The following is an 18,888-nucleotide window of genomic DNA, read 5'->3' as shown; positions in this document are numbered from 1 at the left end:
ACTCAGCTAACAATAAAATTTTGGCCTGAAAAAGGCAGTCCTGTTGGACAACGGCCCACAGTATAACTGATTAGTTCTGTGATAACAGGTCTTGACAAACGAAATTACGCAAACGTTTACCTTCAAGCCACACAAGGGCTTGAGGAATAAAGCGCTTCATCGGGTAAGCGGATTTCTTTTCAGGATTGTGATGCAAATAATTCATGTTGTAACCGCGCTAATGCATTCTTACAAAGAACCATTTACAAAGCAGGGTTATTTTTATAAGATGCATTTAACATGCAACAATAGATAACACGAAAAGGAAGACCTGCCATGCTTGACGCTCAAACCATCGCTACCGTGAAAGCCACGATCCCGCTGCTGGTAGAGACCGGCCCAAAGCTCACCGCCCACTTTTATGACCGGATGTTTACCCACAACCCGGAGCTGAAAGAGATTTTCAATATGAGCAACCAGCGCAACGGCGACCAGCGTGAAGCGCTGTTCAACGCGATTGCCGCCTACGCCAGCAATATTGAAAACCTGCCCGCCCTGCTGCCGGCGGTAGAGAAAATCGCCCAGAAGCACACCAGCTTCCAGATTCAGCCGGAACAGTACAACATTGTTGGCGCGCATCTGCTGGCGACGCTGGACGAAATGTTCAGCCCGGGCCAGGAAGTACTGGACGCGTGGGGCAAAGCCTACGGGGTGCTGGCAGGGGTGTTTATCAACCGTGAAGCGGAAATTTATCAGGACAACGCCAGCAAAACCGGCGGCTGGGAAGGCACCCGCGCCTTCCGTATCGTGAAGAAAACCCCGCGCAGCGCGCTGATTACCAGCTTTGAAATGGAGCCGGTCGACGGCCAGCTGGTAGCGGATTACCAGCCGGGCCAGTATCTGGCGGTATGGCTGAAGCCGGAAGATTTTGCGTTCCAGGAAATTCGTCAGTACTCGCTCACCCGTAAGCCGGACGGCAAGGGCTACCGTATTGCGGTGAAGCGTGAAAACGGCGGGCAGGTTTCAAACTGGCTGCATAACGTAGCAAAAGAAGGTGATGTGGTTCATCTGGCAGCGCCAGCGGGTGATTTCTTCCTGAGCGTTTCGCCGCAAACGCCGGTGACGCTGATCTCCGGCGGCGTCGGCCAGACGCCGATGCTGGCGATGCTCGACACGCTGGCCAAAAACCGCCACCCGGCGCAGGTGAACTGGTTCCACGCGGCGGAAAACGGCGAAGTGCATGCCTTTGCCGATGAGGTGCAGGCGCTGGGCGCTGAGCTGCCGCACTTTACCTCGCACCTGTGGTATCGCACCCCAACCGATAGCGATCGCCAGGCCGCCGCCTTTGATAGCGAGGGCCTGATGGCGCTGGAACCGCTGGCTGAAAATCTGCAGGACCCGCAGATGCAATTTTACCTCTGCGGCCCGGTAGCCTTCATGCAGCACGCGGCTAAACAGCTGGTGGCGCTCGGCGTCAGTACAGACCGCATTCACTATGAATGCTTCGGCCCGCATAAAGTACTGTAATCTTTTCTTTCCAGGCGGGCCGCTTCAGCCCGCCTGCTCTCGCTTCCCGCGCCCGGCAAGGTCAAAAAACCGGGGAATGAATTGTGTTATGATTATTCTCCTGTCCTATTTTTTATCCTTTGGCGATTCAATTTTATGCAACAACCGGTTGTACGCGTTGGGGAATGGCTGATCGCGCCTTCTATTAATCAAATCAGCCGCGCTGGTCGTCAGCTCACCCTGGAACCCCGATTAATCGATCTCCTGATGTACTTTGCCCATCATCCGGGAGAAGTGCTGAGCCGCGATGAACTGATCGAAAATATCTGGATGCGTAATATTGTGACCAACCATGTGGTCACCCAAAGTATCTCTGAATTACGCAAATCGCTGCGCGACGGTGACGATAACCCAATCGAATACATTATTACCGTCCCTAAACGCGGCTATCAGTTGACGGCGGAAGTGACCTGGCTGGATGAAGCCGATGTCAGCCAGCACACCGAGCCAGCGGCAGTGACGCCAACCGCTACGCCGGCCCCCGCTCCCGAAACGCGCCCAACGCCGGTCCCCTTGAGCCCTAAGCGCCGCTGGTTCTCCAGCTTCTGGACCCAGTGCGCCTTCCTGCTCTCTTTGGGCGTGTTGATTGCCATGGTGTTGCTGACCGTCGTTCGCCCTCACCCGCCGATTACCCGTTCGCACCTACTGCTGAACCCGCGCGATATTGACGTGCGCTTCGAACCGGGCGCCTCATGCAATAACTGGGTATCGCAGCAGGCGTACGCCATTGGGCTGGGGACGCTGATCACCACCTCGCTGAACACTTACTCCACCTTTATGGTGCACGATAAAACCAACTACAACGTCAACGAGCCCAGCAGCTCGGGGAAAACGCTGACCATCAGCTTCGTCAACCAGCGCCACTATCGCGCGCAGCAGTGCTTTATGTCGGTCCTGCTGGTGGATAACGCCGACGGCTCGACGATGCTCGATAAGCGCTACTTCGTCACCGACAGTAACCTGGTCTCTATTCAGCGTGACCTGTTCGACAGCCTCTCCACCGCATTGACACAGCCGTGGCCCGCGCAGATGCAACAGGAGCTGGCGCATCTGGATATGACGCAGCCGATGTCGCTGGCGCAGTTCTACCAGGCGCTGCTGCTGATTTCCGAAGGCGATGCGTCTTCCTTAACCAAAGCCAGCACGCTCCTCGACAGCATTATTAAGCAGTCGCCTGATTTCGCCTACGGCTACGCCCAGAAAGCGATGGTTGATGTATTACGCAATTCCCAGCAGCCTTTTGATAACCAGCAGCTCGCGGCGCTAAACCGCGAATTAGATAAAGTGGATGCGATACCTGAAATACAAAACAGCGCGGTGCGTTATCGTATTCAAGCCATTAACGCGTTAGCGAAAGGCAGCATTGATAACGCGTACGAGGCGATTAATAAAAGCATTACGCTGGAGATGTCGTGGCTGAATTATGTAGTGCTGGGAAAAGTTTATGAAATGAAGGGCGAGAACCGCCTGGCGGCCGATGCCTATATTACTGCCTTTAATTTACGCCCCGGCGACAACACGCTGTACTGGATTGAAAACGGAATATTCCAGACATCCGTCGAGAAAATTGTGCCTTATCTACAAACGTTTCAACCCAAAGCCTCATAGCGAGCGCTGACTTAGCCTTATCATGGTTAAATAAGCTCAAACCTAATGTAATATTGATGTTGTTGTGAGGTGTTAATTGTTACCTTACAGCAACATCGATCTCCCTCATTACCACCAACATACCACCTTGTAATTAAAAGAATTTTATCTTTTCATGATATAAAGTTTTTATCCTGACATGTTAATACAAAAAGCTAAACACCTCATCTTTCTGATGTTTGTGTTTATTTCACTTTTACTTTAGGACTTCTCTTAGCCTGCTCAGTAATATTGCCGTCAGTTGGTCGGGTCGCTCGCCATAGCTCACCTCGCGGTCCGGTCTTAAAAATACTGTTCAGGAGACAAGAACATGAGTTCTGCTAAAAAGATCGGGCTATTCGCCTGTACCGGGGTTGTCGCCGGTAATATGATGGGGAGCGGTATTGCTTTATTACCAGCCAACCTCGCGGGTATTGGTGGCATTGCAATCTGGGGCTGGGTAATTTCTATTATCGGCGCCATGTCTTTGGCCTATGTCTATGCCCGACTGGCGACCAAAAATCCGCAGCAGGGTGGCCCTATCGCCTACGCCGGTGAATTATCTCCGGCCTTCGGTTTCCAGACCGGGGTACTTTATTATCACGCCAACTGGATTGGTAACCTGGCTATCGGGATTACCGCCGTCTCTTATTTATCAACCTTCTTCCCGGTATTAAACGACCCCATTCCAGCGGGTATCGCCTGTATTGCCATCGTCTGGCTGTTCACCTTCGTGAACATGCTCGGTGGGACCTGGGTAAGCCGACTGACCACCATTGGTCTGGTGCTGGTGCTTATCCCGGTGGTCATCACCGCCGTTATCGGCTGGCACTGGTTTGACATGGCAACCTATCAGGCTAACTGGAACACCTCGGCGACCACCGATCCGCACGCGGTTATCAAAAGTATTCTGCTGTGCCTGTGGGCGTTCGTTGGCGTGGAATCTGCCGCCGTCAGCACCGGCATGGTGAAAAACCCGAAACGTACCGTGCCGCTGGCCACGATGCTGGGCACCGCGATTGCGGGTGTGATTTACATCGCCGCCACCCAGGTGATCTCCGGTATGTATCCGGCTTCCGTCATGGCCTCTTCCGGCGCGCCGTTCGCCGTGAGCGCCTCGACGATCATGGGTAGCTGGGCTGCGCCAATGGTGTCTGCCTTTACCGCCTTTGCGTGCCTGACTTCTCTGGGTTCCTGGATGATGCTGGTTGGCCAGGCAGGCGTACGTGCCGCTGACGACGGTAACTTCCCGAAAGTGTATGGCGAAGTCGACAAAAACGGCATTCCTAAAAAAGGCCTGCTGCTGGCCGCCGTCAAAATGACCGCGCTGATGATTATCATCACCATCATGAACTCCAGCGGCGGTAAAGCCTCTGACCTGTTCGGCGAGCTGACCGGTATTGCGGTTCTGCTGACCATGCTGCCGTACTTCTACTCCTGCGTCGACCTGATCCGCTTCGAAGGCTTCAACATCCGTAACTCGGCGAGCCTCGTGTGCTCCGTGCTGGGCTGCGCGTTCTGCTTCATCGCGCTGATGGGCGCCAACTCCTTCGAGCTGTCCGGCACCTTTATCGTCAGCCTCGTTATCCTGATGTTCTACGGCCGCAAAATGCACCAGCGTCAGCATGACGACCACGACAAAAAACCGGCTGAAGCGCTCTAACCGCTAACCCCCAAATTCTCCAGGCCCTTCCTCCCCTGCCGCAAGCGCGGTGGGTAGGGCCTCCTTTACCTGGAAACATGACTATGACTATGAACGTTATTGCTATCATGAACCACATGGGCGTCTACTTTAAAGAAGAGCCTATTCGTGAGCTTCACCGCGCCCTGGAAGGCCTGAACTTCCAGATTGTTTACCCGAACGACCGCGAAGACCTGCTGAAGCTGATCGAAAACAACGCCCGTCTGTGCGGCGTGATTTTCGACTGGGATAAGTACAACCTCGAGCTGTGCGAAGAGATCAGCGCGATGAACGAGTACATGCCGGTCTACGCCTTTGCCAACAGCTATTCCACCCTCGACGTTAGCCTCAACGATCTGCGTATGCAGGTTCGCTTCTTCGAGTATGCGCTGGGCGCAGCTGACGATATCGCCGCGAAAATTCGCCAGAACACCGACGAGTACATCGACACCATTCTGCCGCCGCTGACCAAAGCGCTGTTCAAATACGTTCGCGAAGGCAAATACACCTTCTGTACCCCGGGCCACATGGGCGGTACCGCCTTCCAGAAAAGCCCGGTCGGCAGCATTTTCTATGACTTCTTCGGCCCGAACACCATGAAGTCTGACGTATCGATTTCCGTTTCCGAGCTGGGTTCCCTGCTGGACCACTCCGGCCCGCACAAAGAAGCCGAAGAGTACATCGCCCGCGTGTTTAACGCCGAACGCAGCTACATGGTGACCAACGGTACATCTACCGCTAACAAAATCGTCGGCATGTACTCCGCCCCAGCGGGCAGCACCGTGCTGATTGACCGTAACTGCCATAAATCGCTGACCCATCTGATGATGATGAGCGACATTACGCCGATTTACTTCCGCCCGACCCGTAACGCCTACGGCATTCTCGGCGGCATCCCGCAGAGCGAGTTCCAGCACGCGACCATTGCCAAACGCGTGAAAGAGACGCCGAACGCCACCTGGCCGGTCCACGCCGTTATCACCAACTCCACTTACGACGGCCTGCTGTACAACACCGACTACATCAAGAAAACGCTGGATGTGAAATCCATCCACTTCGACTCCGCGTGGGTGCCTTACACCAACTTCTCGCCGATTTACGCGGGTAAATGCGGGATGAGCGGCGGCCGCGTGGAAGGCAAGGTGATCTACGAAACCCAGTCTACGCACAAGCTGCTGGCGGCGTTCTCGCAGGCTTCCATGATTCACGTGAAGGGTGACGTTAACGAAGAGACCTTCAACGAAGCCTACATGATGCACACCACCACCTCTCCGCACTACGGTATCGTGGCCTCCACCGAAACCGCCGCGGCGATGATGAAAGGTAACGCCGGTAAGCGCCTGATCAACGGCTCTATCGAACGTGCGATCAAGTTCCGTAAAGAGATCAAGCGCCTGAAAGGCGAATCCGAAGGCTGGTTCTTTGACGTCTGGCAGCCGGATCATATCGATGGCCCGGAATGCTGGCCGCTGCGCTCCGACAGCCCGTGGCACGGTTTCAAAAACATCGATAACGAGCATATGTATCTCGACCCGATCAAAGTCACCATTTTGACCCCGGGGATGAAGAAAGACGGCACCATGGACGAGTTCGGTATTCCGGCAAGCCTGGTCGCCAAGTATCTCGACGAACGCGGCATCATCGTTGAGAAAACCGGCCCGTACAACCTGCTGTTCCTGTTCAGCATCGGTATCGATAAAACCAAAGCGCTGAGCCTGCTGCGCGCGCTGACCGAGTTCAAACGCGCCTTCGACCTCAACCTGCGGGTGAAAAATATCCTGCCGGCGCTGTACCGCGAAGCGCCGGAGTTTTATGAAAACATGCGCATCCAGGAGCTGGCGCAGAACATTCATAAACTGGTTGAGCATCACAACCTGCCGGACCTGATGTTCCGCGCGTTTGAAGTGCTGCCGGAAATGGATATGACGCCGTACGCCGCGTTCCAGAAAGAGCTGCACGGTGAAACGGAAGAGGTTTACCTGGAAGAGATGGTGGGCCGCGTTAACGCCAATATGATCCTGCCGTATCCTCCAGGTGTTCCGCTGGTAATGCCGGGTGAAAAGATCACCGAGCAGAGCCGTCCGGTGCTGGAGTTCCTGCAGATGCTGTGCGAAATCGGCGCCCACTATCCGGGCTTTGAAACCGACATCCACGGCGCGTATCGCCAGGCTGACGGCCGTTACACCGTTAAGGTGCTGAAAGAAGAAAACACTAAATAATAAAAAAAGTGAGGGAAGCGGCTAGCCGCTTCCCTTTTTTCACCCAGCAAGGAGTTCACATGAAAACACCCTCACAACCGCACGCGATCTACTACATCGTGGCGATTCAAATCTGGGAATACTTCAGCTTTTACGGCATGCGAGCCCTACTCATCCTCTATCTCACCCACCAGCTTGGCTTTAACGACAGCCACGCCATCAATCTTTTCAGCGCTTACGCTTCTCTGGTCTACGTAACCCCTATTCTCGGCGGCTGGCTTGCCGACCGCCTGCTCGGCAACCGCACGGCGGTGATTGCCGGCGCATTATTAATGACGCTCGGCCACGTGGTGCTCGGCGTCGAATCCGACGCGACCTGGAGCCTGTATCTGGCGCTGGCAATTATTATCTGCGGCTACGGCCTGTTTAAATCCAACATTAGCTGCCTGCTCGGCGAGCTGTACGCGCCGGATGATCAACGCCGCGACGGTGGATTTTCTCTGCTGTACGCCGCGGGCAATATCGGCTCGATTGCCGCGCCGATCGCCTGCGGGCTGGCCGCACAGTGGTACGGCTGGCACGTGGGTTTTGCGCTGGCGGGCGTCGGGATGTTTATCGGCCTGCTGGTTTTTTTAAGCGGCCATCGCCACTTCCGCCATACGCAGGGGGTCAACCGCCAGGCGCTGCGTGCGGTAAAATTTGTCTTACCGACGTGGGGTTGGCTAGTGCTGATGCTGTGCGCCGCGCCGATCTTTTTCACCCTGCTGCTGGAGAATAATGGGTCCGGCTATCTGTTAGGGATTGTCTGCGCCGCCGCCGCGGTCATCGTGGTGCGCATTATGCTGCGCTTTCCCCAGCATCGCCGGGCGCTGTGGCAAATCGTGTTGCTGATGCTGACCGGGACGCTGTTCTGGGTACTGGCGCAGCAGGGCGGCAGCTCGATCAGCCTGTTTATCGACCACTTCGTGAATCGCCGCTGGCTGAACGTGGAAGTGCCTACCGCGCTCTTCCAGTCGGTCAACGCGATGGCGGTGATGTCCGCGGGCGTGGTGCTGGCGTGGCTGGCGCGTCCGGAAGGCGGCATGAGCTCGGCGCTGCGGGTGTGGCTGAAGTTTGCCTTCGGGCTGCTGCTGATGGGGGCGGGTTTTATGCTGCTGGCGCTGAATGCGCACGGCGCGCAGCTGCACGGTCAGGCCTCGATGGGGATGATGGTTGGCGGGCTGGCGCTGATGGGCTTTGCCGAACTGTTCATTGACCCGGTGGCGATGGCGCAAATCACCCGCCTGAACCTGCCCGGCGTCACCGGCGTGCTGACCGGCATCTATATGCTGGCAACCGGCTCGGTGGCCAACTGGCTGGCGGGGGTGGTGGCGCAGAAAACCACCGAATCACAGATTAGCGAAACGGCTATCGATGCCTATGGGCACTTCTTCTCGCAGATGGGAGAGTGGACGCTGGGCTGCGTGGCGCTGATTGGGGTGCTGGTGGTATTGAAACGTCTAATCGGCTCGCCCAGCGCGCCGCTGGCGCAGGCAGATGAGTAATAAAAAGGCTGCCTAATACTTTGTAGGCCGGATAAGGCGTTTACGCCGCCATCCGGCACATCACGCAGATCCTGCCGGATGGCGCTTTGCTTATCCGGCCTACGCCGACTGCCTGCGCATTGCCGCAGGCAGCTGACAACGGGCTTAAATCGCCGCGTCGTCCTCTTCGCCGGTACGGATACGAATCACGCGCGCCACGTCAAAGACGAAGATTTTACCGTCGCCGATTTTGCCGGTCTGGGCGGTACGGATAATGGTATCAACGCAGGTATCGACGATATCGTCGGTGACCACGATTTCAATTTTGACCTTCGGCAGGAAGTCCACCATGTACTCCGCGCCGCGGTACAGCTCGGTGTGGCCCTTCTGGCGACCAAAGCCTTTCACTTCCGTTACCGTCATCCCGGTGATGCCAACTTCCGCCAGCGCTTCACGTACGTCATCCAGTTTGAAGGGTTTAATAATCGCATCAATCTTTTTCATGGTGTTCCTGTCGTTTTTATCGCGTAACCGGTTGCTCACCGTATCATAAATCACTCGTATGTACGGTGCTACTCTTTAAAATCGTTGGCGTCCAGTTCATGGCGCGAGAGTAATTTATAGAATTCGGTACGGTTGCGTCCCGCCATGCGCGCGGCGTGGGTCACGTTGCCCTTGGTAATTTGCAGCAGCTTACGCAGGTAGTTGAGTTCAAACTGATTACGCGCCTCCACGAAGGTGGGCAACGCGGTGTTCTCCCCTTCCAGCGCCTGATCCACCAACGCATCGCTGATGACCGGCGACGAGGTCAGCGCCACGCACTGCTCAATCACGTTCACCAGCTGGCGCACGTTGCCCGGCCAGTTGGCCGCCATCAGCCGTTTCATCGCATCGGTGGAAAACGCGCGCACGAACGGCTTATGACGATCGGCGGCCTGGCGCAGCAGATAGTTTGCCAGTAGCGGGATATCTTCGGTGCGCTCGGCAAGCGTCGGGATCTTCAGGTTCACCACGTTCAGGCGGTAGAACAGATCCTCACGGAACTCGCCGCGCGCCATCGCTTTTGGCAGATCCCGGTGGGTGGCGGAGATAATCCGCACGTTAATGTCGAGGTCGCGATTGCTGCCCAGCGGGCGCACCTTGCGCTCCTGCAGCACGCGCAGCAGCTTCACCTGCAGCGGCGCGGGCATATCGCCGATTTCATCGAGAAACAGCGTGCCGCCCTCTGCCGCCTGGAACAGCCCCTCACGGTTGCTGACCGCGCCGGTAAAGGCCCCGCGCGCGTGGCCGAACAGCTCGGACTCCAGCAGCTGCTCCGGCAGCGCGCCGCAGTTAATGGCCACAAACGGCCTGGCATGACGCGGGCTGGCGTTGTGAATCGCCTGCGCCAGTATCTCTTTACCGGTGCCGCTCTGGCCGTTAATCAGCACGCTGACGTCCGACTGCGCCACCATCTGCGCCTGCTCCAGCAGCCGCAGCATTAACGGGCTACGGGTGACGATGGCTTCTCGCCACCGCTCGTCGTTCGCCGGTGCGGAGCGCTCCAGCGCCTCGTCGATGGCTTTATACAGTGCGTCTTTATCCACCGGCTTGGTTAAGAAGCTGAACACGCCCTGCTGAGTAGCGGAGACCGCGTCCGGAATCGAACCGTGCGCGGTGAGGATAATCACCGGCATTCCCGGCTGCACTTTCTGGATTTCACTGAACAGCTGCATGCCGTCCATTTCATCCATACGCAGGTCGCTGATCACCAGGTCGATGCGCTCTTTCGCCAGAACGCGCAGCCCCTGCTGCCCACTTTCCGCCGTATCCACCCGGTAGCCTTCGCTGGCCAGGCGCATGCCCAGCAGCTTGAGCAGGCCGGGATCATCATCCACCAGCAGCAGATGCGCAGATTTACGGTTACTCATGTTGCTCCTCATCAGATGTCGCCGCATGCGACATATCGGCGCCCGGCTTACGGCTGGAGAGCTGGCGCTCAATATCCGTCAGGTTTTGCAGTTTACGGGTGGTGAGGTCCAGTTCAGCCTGGAGCTGCTGCTGCTGCAAACGCAGTGCGTCCAGCTGACCGTCGCTGGTTTCCTGCAGTTTGCTGTAGCGCAGGCGTTCTTCGGACAACGACAGCTGTAGTGCCTGCCCGTCGCGCCATACCTGGTACAGCGGACGAATACGCGACGGAATTTGCGGGCTCAGCGCGTCGGTGTCGCTCACTAGCTGGCGGCGCTCCGACGGGGCAATTTTCGCATTGGCCAGCAGGATGCCGCGCTTAAACGCGCCCTGCCAACTATCGGTGGCCAGCGCGTTGGCTTCGGCGCGGGCGCGCGCCGCTGACAGGCGGTCGGCACAGTCCATGCCGCGCAGCCAGTAAAGTGGATTATTTTCGGCCGCGGCGCCGTTGAGCGACCAGATGTCATCGCAATCGGTCGACAGGTAATCCGCCACCTGCTGACGCGGCTCGCTGCTCTCGCCGCTGGCCCCCGCCTTATGCGGCAGCAGCGTGGCGTGACAGCCGGACAGAATCAGGCAGGCCAGGCCAAGCAGGCCGCCTCGCCACTGCCGTAGTCGTCGACCCGTACGTACTAATCGTTGGGGCATAGTTACTCGATATCGATTCAGGTGATTGTTTTTTCAAGCCCAGGAGCCGGAAGCTCGATGCGAAAACAGACGTTGCCATCCTGAGCGTCGAGGAGATGCAGTTCACCGTGCATTTTGCGCACGGAGTCGCGCGCCAGGCTTAACCCCAGACCGCTCCCTTTCACCGCGCCTTTGCGCTGGTGGCTGCCCTGGAAGAAAGGCTCAAAAATCATTAATTTTTCGGCGTCCGGGATAGGCGAGCCGGTATTGATAACATCAATAGAAACCCGCGCCCCTTCCCGACGGCTTCGCAGACAAATGTTACCGGATTCAGTGCCATAGTGCACCGCATTCGAGTAGAGATTATCCAGCGCATTCATTAATAGCGAGGTTTCCGCCAGGCAGCCGGCTGCCTGCAGGTCAACCTGCGTGTGCATCATTTTAGCTCGCGCGGGCAGGCTGTGCGCGGAAACCACCATTTCAACCAGCGGCGCCAGCGCAACGTACTCCATCCGCACGGTGGTTTCGCTGAGCTTACGGTTATAGTCCAGCAGCTGCTCAATCAGGGTTTGCAGGTTGCGGCTGCTGCTGTCGAGGATAGCGACCACCTCTTTTTGCTCGGCGGAAAGCGGCCCGACAACCTGATCGGCCAGCAGCTCGGTGCCTTCGCGCATGCTGGCGAGCGGCGTTTTCAGCTCGTGGGACAGATGACGCAGGAACTGGTGGCGCTGGGATTCCAGCCACGACAGGCGCTCGCTGAGCCAGATAATGCGCTGCGCGACGGATCGCAGCTCGCGCGGCCCGCGAAACATCATTTCACCGTCCAGCGACTGCCCTTCCCCCAGGCGGTTGATCATACTCTCAATGTCCTTCACCGGGCCGATGATCATGCGGGTAAACAGCAGCACCATCGCCAGGCTCACCAGAAACAGCACCAGCGCCTGCCAGCCGAAGAACTGGCCGCGTTCGGCAATCGCCTGCTGTAGCTGCTGCCCACGGGAGAAGACCACCGTGCGGGTGGACTGCACCAGATCGGCGTTGGCGCTAGAAAACGCTTCCAGACGCGTCAACGCCGGTTTTTCCGGGCCGCTGTTGGTGCACTGAAGCTGCGCCAGGTCTTGCAGATTCTGGCGTAGACGCTGATAGAGGGTTGCATCGGGCAGCACGCCCGCGTGCGCCTCCAGCATATCGCTATAGCGCTTGCGCTGACTCTGATACACCTTCGCCAGCGTCGGATCATCCAGCACGCAATACTGGCGATAGCTACGCTCCATATCCAGCGCAATGTTTGCCATCGCCTCGCTGCGGCGGGCGTCGATAAGCGTGGTGCGGTTGGTCTGCTCGGCCTGCGCGCTCAGCATGTTGAGGCTCTGCCATGCCTGCCATGCCAGCACCAGCAGCGGCAGCAGAATCAACAGAAAGGCCAGCGTCACCAGTTGGCGCAGCGATCGGGGCGAAAGAGAGAGGCGAGTCAAAAGAGGTGTCTCAGTAAATCAACGTACCAGAATGCTAACTGAGGAAATCGACGAGGGAAAGGCCAGAAACAATAAAGCCGGGCATAAGCCCGGCTTTATCAGGGAATAAGGCGGTGCCTAACTCAACGTTTCGCCCGATGGTTGATAAAGCAGCGCTATTATCATTTGCTGGACGGCAGGCACCTTGTTGTGCGTCATTCGAAGTTTATGTAGCACGTCCCGAAGGGGCTGACATAAGAAGGTGAATGAGCCACTGGTTATTATTATGCACGATGCGTGCCACAATACAAAACAATAAATTAACACAATGAAATATATAGAAAATATATTAAACAGGCACGCCCACTGAATTGTTCATTATTTATTCACAATGTCGCCAATAAGAGACGCTATTTTTCTATATAAATAAATGACTGTAAAATCAATAAATTAAACGTCTCCATTTGGAGACAATGACCTGGGCGAAATGTCGGGGTTTGCCGACACTATCACCGCCCCGCCGCCGCGTAGTCTGGCAGGACGACTGCAGAATAAAAAAAGCCCCTCCGGAGAGGGGCTGGATGGCTTAGCCAAGCTGTTTACGCGCGTTGCGGAAGATTCGCATCCACGGGCTGTCTTCGCCCCAGTTTTCCGGGTGCCAGGAGTTAGCCACCGTACGGAACACGCGCTCCGGGTGCGGCATCATAATCGTCACGCGGCCGTTTTCGCTGGTCACGGCGGTAATACCGTTCGGGGAACCGTTCGGGTTCGCCGGGTAGGCTTCAGTCACTTTGCCGAAGTTGTCGACGAAGCGCAGCGCCACCAGGCCTTTGCTTTCCAGCGCGGCGAGATGCGCGCCGTCGCGGACTTCCACGTGGCCTTCACCGTGGGAAACGGCGATCGGCATACGGGAGCCTTCCATCCCTTGCAGCAGCAGCGATGGGCTGCTGGCCACTTCCACCAGGCTGAAGCGTGCTTCAAAACGGTCGGAGTGGTTACGCACAAAGCGCGGCCACAGGTCGCTGCCCGGGATCAGCTCGCGCAGGTTCGACATCATCTGGCAGCCGTTACACACGCCCAGCGCCAGCGTTTGTGGGCGATGGAAGAAGGTGGCGAATTCATCGCGTACGCGGTCGTTGAACAGAATCGATTTCGCCCAGCCCTCGCCCGCGCCCAGCACGTCACCGTAGGAGAAGCCGCCGCACGCTACCAGCGCCTGGAAGTCTGCCAGTCCGGTGCGCCCTGCCAGCAGGTCGCTCATGTGAACGTCGATAGCATCAAAGCCCGCACGGTGGAACGCCGCCGCCATCTCGACGTGAGAGTTCACGCCCTGCTCGCGCAGTACGGCCACTTTCGGGCGCGCGCCGGTGGCGATGTAAGGCGCCGCGACGTCAGCGTCGATGTCGAAGGTGAGCTTCACGTTGAGGCCTGGATCGTTATCGTTGGCTTTCGCTTCATGTTCCTGATCGGCGCATTCCGGGTTATCGCGCAGACGCTGCATCTGCCAGGTGGTCTCTGCCCACCACATACGCAGCGTGGTGCGGCTTTCGCTAAATACCGGCTGGCCGTTGGCGGTCAGGGTGAAGCGGTCGCCTTCAACGGCTTTACCGAGGTAGTGCACGCAGTCGGCCAGACCGTTGGCGGCCAGAATCGCTTCCACCGCTTCGCGGTCAGCGGCGCGCACCTGAATCACCGCCCCCAGCTCTTCGTTGAACAGCGCAGCCAGGCGATCGTCGCCCAGCGCCGCCACGTCGGCCTCGACGCCACAGTGGCCCGCAAAGGCCATCTCGGCCAGCGTCACCAGCAGGCCGCCGTCAGAACGGTCGTGGTAGGCCAGCAGTTTACGCTGTGCCACCAGCGCCTGAATCGCGTCGTAGAAGCCTTTCAACTGCGCGACGTCGCGCACGTCGGCCGGTTTGTCGCCCAGTTGACGGTAAACCTGCGCCAGCGCCGTTGCGCCCAGGGCGTTGTGGCCAAGGCCCAGGTCAATCAGCAGCAGGGCGTTGTCCTGCGTGGAAAGCTGCGGCGTAATGGTGTGACGCACGTCTTCCACGCGGGCAAAGGCGGAAATCACCAGCGACAGCGGCGAAGTCATTTCGCGCTGCTCGTTGCCTTCCTGCCAGCGGGTTTTCATCGACATCGAGTCTTTACCCACCGGGATGGTCAGGCCCAGCTGCGGGCACATCTCTTCGCCGATGGCTTTTACCGCTTCGTACAGACCGGCGTCTTCGCCAGGGTGACCGGCGGCGGACATCCAGTTTGCCGACAGCTTAATGTGTTTAATATTGCCAATCTGGGTGGCGGCGATGTTGGTCAGCGCTTCGCCTACCGCCAGACGCGCAGAGGCGGCGAAGTCCAGCAGCGCGACCGGCGCACGTTCGCCGATAGACATCGCTTCACCGTAGTAGCTGTCAAGGCTAGCGGTGGTGACCGCGCAGTTGGCTACCGGGATCTGCCACGGGCCGACCATCTGGTCGCGCGCCACCATGCCGGTAACGGTACGGTCACCGATGGTCACGAGGAAGGTTTTTTCCGCCACGGTCGGCAGGTGCAGCACGCGGTTCACCGCGTCGGCGAGGGTAATCTGCTCGCGCGCCAGCTGCTCGCCTTTAGCCTTCAGCGTTTTCACGTCGCGGGTCATTTTCGGCGTTTTGCCCAGCAGCACGTCCAGCGGCATGTCGATCGGCTGATTGTCGAAGTGGCTGTCGCTCAGGGTCAAATGCTGCTCTTCGGTGGCTTCGCCAATCACCGCATACGGCGCGCGCTCGCGCTGACACAGTTCGTCGAACAGCGGCAGCTGGTCGGCAGCCACCGCCAGCACGTAGCGTTCCTGAGATTCGTTACACCAGATTTCCAGCGGACTCATGCCCGGCTCGTCGCTGAGGATGTCGCGCAGCTGGAATTTGCCGCCGCGTCCACCGTCGCTGACCAGCTCCGGCATGGCGTTAGACAGACCGCCCGCGCCCACGTCGTGAATAAACAGAATCGGGTTGGCGTCGCCCAGCTGCCAGCAGCGGTCGATCACTTCCTGGCAGCGGCGTTCCATTTCCGGGTTGTCGCGCTGGACGGAGGCGAAATCGAGATCCGCGTCAGACTGGCCGGAGGCCATCGAAGAGGCCGCGCCGCCGCCAAGGCCGATGTTCATCGCCGGGCCGCCGAGCACGATCAGCTTCGCGCCGACGACGATCTCGCCTTTCTGCACGTGATCGGCGCGGATGTTGCCGATCCCGCCCGCCAGCATGATCGGTTTATGGTAGCCGCGCAGCTCTTCACCGATGTGGCTGTTAACCTTCTCTTCGTAGGTACGGAAGTAGCCGGTCAGCGCCGGGCGACCAAATTCGTTGTTGAACGCCGCGCCGCCCAGCGGGCCGTCGGTCATGATATCCAGCGCGGTAACGATACGTTCCGGCTTGCCAAAATCTTCTTCCCACGGCTGTTCGAAGCCCGGGATACGCAGGTTGGACACGGAGAAGCCCACCAGCCCGGCTTTCGGCTTCGCGCCGCGCCCGGTCGCGCCTTCATCACGAATTTCACCGCCGGAGCCGGTTGCCGCGCCCGGCCACGGAGAGATGGCGGTCGGGTGGTTGTGGGTTTCCACCTTCATCAGGATATGCGCTGGCTCCTGGTGGAAATCGTAGCGGCCGGTTTTGTGGTCGGCGAAGTAGCGTCCGACTTCGGACCCTTCCATTACCGCGGCGTTGTCTTTATAGGCCGACAGCACGTGATCCGGTGTGGTTTCGAAGGTGTTTTTAATCATTTTAAACAGCGACTTCGGCTGCTGTTCACCGTCGATAATCCAGTCGGCGTTAAAAATCTTGTGGCGGCAGTGCTCGGAGTTAGCCTGCGCGAACATGTACAGTTCGATGTCATTCGGGTTGCGCCCCAGTTTCGTGAACGCATCCTGCAGATAGTCGATTTCATCTTCCGCCAACGCCAGGCCGAGACGCACGTTGGCGTCAATCAGCGCCTGACGGCCCTGGCCGAGCAGATCGACGCTGGAGACCGGCGCAGGCTGGTGATGCGCAAACAGTTTTTCGGCGTCCTGTAAGGAATCGAAGACGCTCTCCATCATGCGATCGTGCAGTTCGGCGGCAACCGCGCTCACCTGCTCCGCGCTAAGCGTCGCCGCTTCTATATAGTAGGCTACGCCGCGCTCCAGACGCAGCACCTGCTGCAGGCCGCAGTTGTGGGCGATGTCGGTAGCTTTGGAAGACCAGGGAGAGATAGTGCCAGGACGGGGAGTGACGAGCAGCAGTTTACCGGTAGGCGTATGGCTGTTCAGGCTTGGGCCATACTGCAACAGTCGCTCGAGTCGGGCCCGCTCGTCTTCGGTTAGCGGTGCCTCCAGGTCGGCAAAATGGACATACTCGGCGTAAATATTGCTTACCGGGAGGTTGGCTGCCTGAAACCGCGTCAGCAGTTTGTTAATACGAAATGCAGACAGTGCAGGCGAACCACGCAGAATTTCCATCATAAGTCTCTCGTCTTCTCAGCTTTCAGTGTGCGCAATGGGGGAGAACGGGCGCTAGTATAGAGAATCCTGCGCCCCGACGAAACCGTTTGCGTCGAAATAAAATCGTCCCCCGTCTTTACCAATAGATGTGACACACATCGCGAATCAGTTGCCAACTGGCGCAATCTTAAGCAAAATGCCGCTCATTCTGTTACAAACCGTAATGTTATCAGGGACCTCTACGGGTACCGCAGCGAATTAACTATTTGAAAAAATTAAAGATTAATTATCTGCTGATCGGCGTTGTCACGTTGCTGCTGGCAGCGGCCCTTTGGCCCTCCCTTCCCTGGTTTGGCAAACCAGAGAATCGCATCGCCGCTATCCAGGAGCGGGGGGAGCTGCGCGTCAGTACCGTGCAGTCGCCGCTGACCTACGCCACCATCAATGGCACAGTTTATGGGCTTGATTACGAGCTGGCCCAACAGTTTGCCGACTACCTCGGCGTGAAGCTGAAAGTCACCGTTCGCCAGAATATCAGCCAGCTGTTTGACGATCTGGACCACGGTGATGCCGATTTGCTGGCCGCCGGGCTGGTCTACAACAGCGAGCGCGTAAAAAGCTATCAGGCAGGGCCAACCTACTACTCCGTGTCGCAGCAGCTGGTTTATCGCGTGGGCAGCCCCCGGCCGCGTAACCTGAGCAACGTCACGGCCGACCAGCTCACCGTTGCGCCAGGCCAGGTGGTGATCAACGACCTGCAAAGTCTAAAAGAGCAAAAGTATCCCGACCTCACCTGGACGGTGGATGATAAACGCGGATCGGTCGATCTGATGCAGGCGGTGATTGACGGTAAGCTCAGCTACACCATCGCCGATTCCGTCGCGATCGGCCTGTTCCAGCGCGTACACCCGGAGCTGGCGGTGGCGCTTGACGTCACCGATGAACAGCCGGTGACCTGGTTTAGCCTGCAGGACGGCGACAATACGCTTTCTGCGGCGATGCTCGACTTCTTCAATAATATGAACGAGGACGGCACCCTCGCCCGCCTGGAAGAAAAATACCTCGGCCACGGCGACGACTTTGACTACGTCGATACCCGCTCTTTCCTGCGCGCCGTTGATAACGTCCTGCCCGACCTGCAGCCGCTGTTTGAAAAGTATGCCAGCGCCATCGACTGGAAGCTGCTGGCGGCTATCTCCTATCAGGAGTCGCACTGGGATCCGCTGGCCACCTCGCCGACCGGCGTGCGCGGGCTGATGATGCTGACCAAAAATACCGCCCAGAGCTTAGGCCTGAGCGACCGCACCGACGCCGAACAGAGCATCAGCGGCGGCATGCGCTATATACTGGCGATGATGGAGAAGGTACCGGACAGCGTGCCGCAGGATGAGAAAATCTGGTTTGCGCTGGCGGCCTACAATATGGGCTATGCCCATATGCTCGACGCCCGCGCGCTGACGGCGAAGCAAAAAGGGAACCCGGATAGCTGGGCCGATGTAAAGCAGCGCCTGCCCCTGCTTAGCCAGAAGCCGTGGTACAGCAAACTGACCTACGGCTACGCGCGCGGCCATGAAGCCTACACCTACGTCGAGAATATTCGTAAGTACCAGATAAGCCTGGTGGGCTATTTGCAGGAAAAAGAGAAGAAGGCGACGGAACGACTGGAGATCGCCGAGGCTTACCCGGTGGTAACCCTGGATGAGCTTCACCGCGACAACAACCTTTTCGGCCTGTTCTCCTTTTTACGTCAGGATAGCCAGAACGGCAACGACGCCTCTCTGCGCTATTTTCCGGCACAGCACTAGATTACCGTTCAAAAACGCCGACAGCGTCA

11 protein-coding genes are annotated in these 18,888 nt (G+C 57.8%); 6 read left to right on the top strand and 5 right to left on the bottom strand.

What is annotated here, in order from left to right; genetic code table 11:
* The first annotated feature begins 315 nt into the window (after positions 1-315).
* From hmpA to ACK5JN_RS06770, 5 genes are all read left to right on the top strand, one after another.
* Positions 316-1,506, top strand: a complete 1,191-nt coding sequence (hmpA, locus tag ACK5JN_RS06790; RefSeq protein WP_416869457.1) for an NO-inducible flavohemoprotein — start codon at positions 316-318, stop codon at positions 1,504-1,506.
* Between the two features lie 135 nt (positions 1,507-1,641).
* Complete coding sequence (cadC, locus tag ACK5JN_RS06785; protein ID WP_416869456.1) at positions 1,642-3,153, top strand: lysine decarboxylation/transport transcriptional activator CadC; 1,512 nt, start codon at positions 1,642-1,644, stop codon at positions 3,151-3,153.
* Between the two features lie 349 nt (positions 3,154-3,502).
* Positions 3,503-4,834, top strand: coding sequence for a cadaverine/lysine antiporter (cadB, locus tag ACK5JN_RS06780; protein ID WP_416869455.1), 1,332 nt, complete (start codon positions 3,503-3,505; stop codon positions 4,832-4,834).
* An 89-nt stretch (positions 4,835-4,923) separates the two neighbouring features.
* Entirely contained in the window at positions 4,924-7,071 is a 2,148-nt protein-coding gene (gene cadA, locus ACK5JN_RS06775) for a lysine decarboxylase CadA (protein WP_416869473.1), read from the top strand.
* Between the two features lie 59 nt (positions 7,072-7,130).
* On the top strand, positions 7,131-8,594 hold the full coding sequence (locus ACK5JN_RS06770; protein WP_416869454.1) for an oligopeptide:H+ symporter: 1,464 nt from the start codon (positions 7,131-7,133) through the stop codon (positions 8,592-8,594).
* A 144-nt stretch (positions 8,595-8,738) separates the two neighbouring features.
* On the opposite strand, the gene glnB is transcribed toward ACK5JN_RS06770, so the two are convergent.
* The 5 genes from glnB to purL all read right to left on the bottom strand — a co-directional run bounded on the left by glnB (position 8,739) and on the right by purL (position 17,075).
* A complete protein-coding gene (gene glnB / locus ACK5JN_RS06765; protein ID WP_002914032.1) occupies positions 8,739-9,077 on the bottom strand; it encodes a nitrogen regulatory protein P-II in 339 nt (112 codons plus the stop codon).
* Positions 9,078-9,145: 68 nt separating this feature from the next.
* Positions 9,146-10,483: a two-component system response regulator GlrR gene (gene glrR, locus ACK5JN_RS06760; RefSeq protein ID WP_416869453.1), complete on the bottom strand. Its 1,338-nt coding sequence runs from the start codon at positions 10,481-10,483 to the stop codon at positions 9,146-9,148.
* Positions 10,476-11,168, bottom strand: coding sequence for a two-component system QseEF-associated lipoprotein QseG (gene qseG / locus ACK5JN_RS06755; RefSeq protein ID WP_416869452.1), 693 nt, complete (start codon positions 11,166-11,168; stop codon positions 10,476-10,478). The genes glrR and qseG overlap by 8 nt, the downstream gene beginning before the upstream one ends.
* Positions 11,169-11,185: 17 nt before the next feature.
* Positions 11,186-12,622 (bottom strand): sensor histidine kinase, encoded by a 1,437-nt coding sequence (locus ACK5JN_RS06750; protein WP_416869451.1) that lies wholly within the window; start codon positions 12,620-12,622, stop codon positions 11,186-11,188.
* A gap of 565 nt (positions 12,623-13,187) precedes the next feature.
* A complete protein-coding gene (gene purL / locus ACK5JN_RS06745; RefSeq protein ID WP_416869450.1) occupies positions 13,188-17,075 on the bottom strand; it encodes a phosphoribosylformylglycinamidine synthase in 3,888 nt (1,295 codons plus the stop codon).
* Between the two features lie 245 nt (positions 17,076-17,320).
* On the opposite strand from purL, the gene mltF reads away from it, so the two are divergent.
* Positions 17,321-18,859, top strand: a complete 1,539-nt coding sequence (mltF, locus tag ACK5JN_RS06740) for a membrane-bound lytic murein transglycosylase MltF (RefSeq protein ID WP_416869449.1) — start codon at positions 17,321-17,323, stop codon at positions 18,857-18,859.
* The last annotated feature ends 29 nt before the right edge of the window (positions 18,860-18,888 follow it).

The sequence above is a fragment of the Kluyvera sp. genome (genome assembly GCF_047971185.1).
Lineage (GTDB): Bacteria > Pseudomonadota > Gammaproteobacteria > Enterobacterales > Enterobacteriaceae > Kluyvera.
The sequence above is the reverse complement of the archived record's forward strand: the minus strand, read 5'-3'. Positions and strand labels throughout refer to the sequence as shown.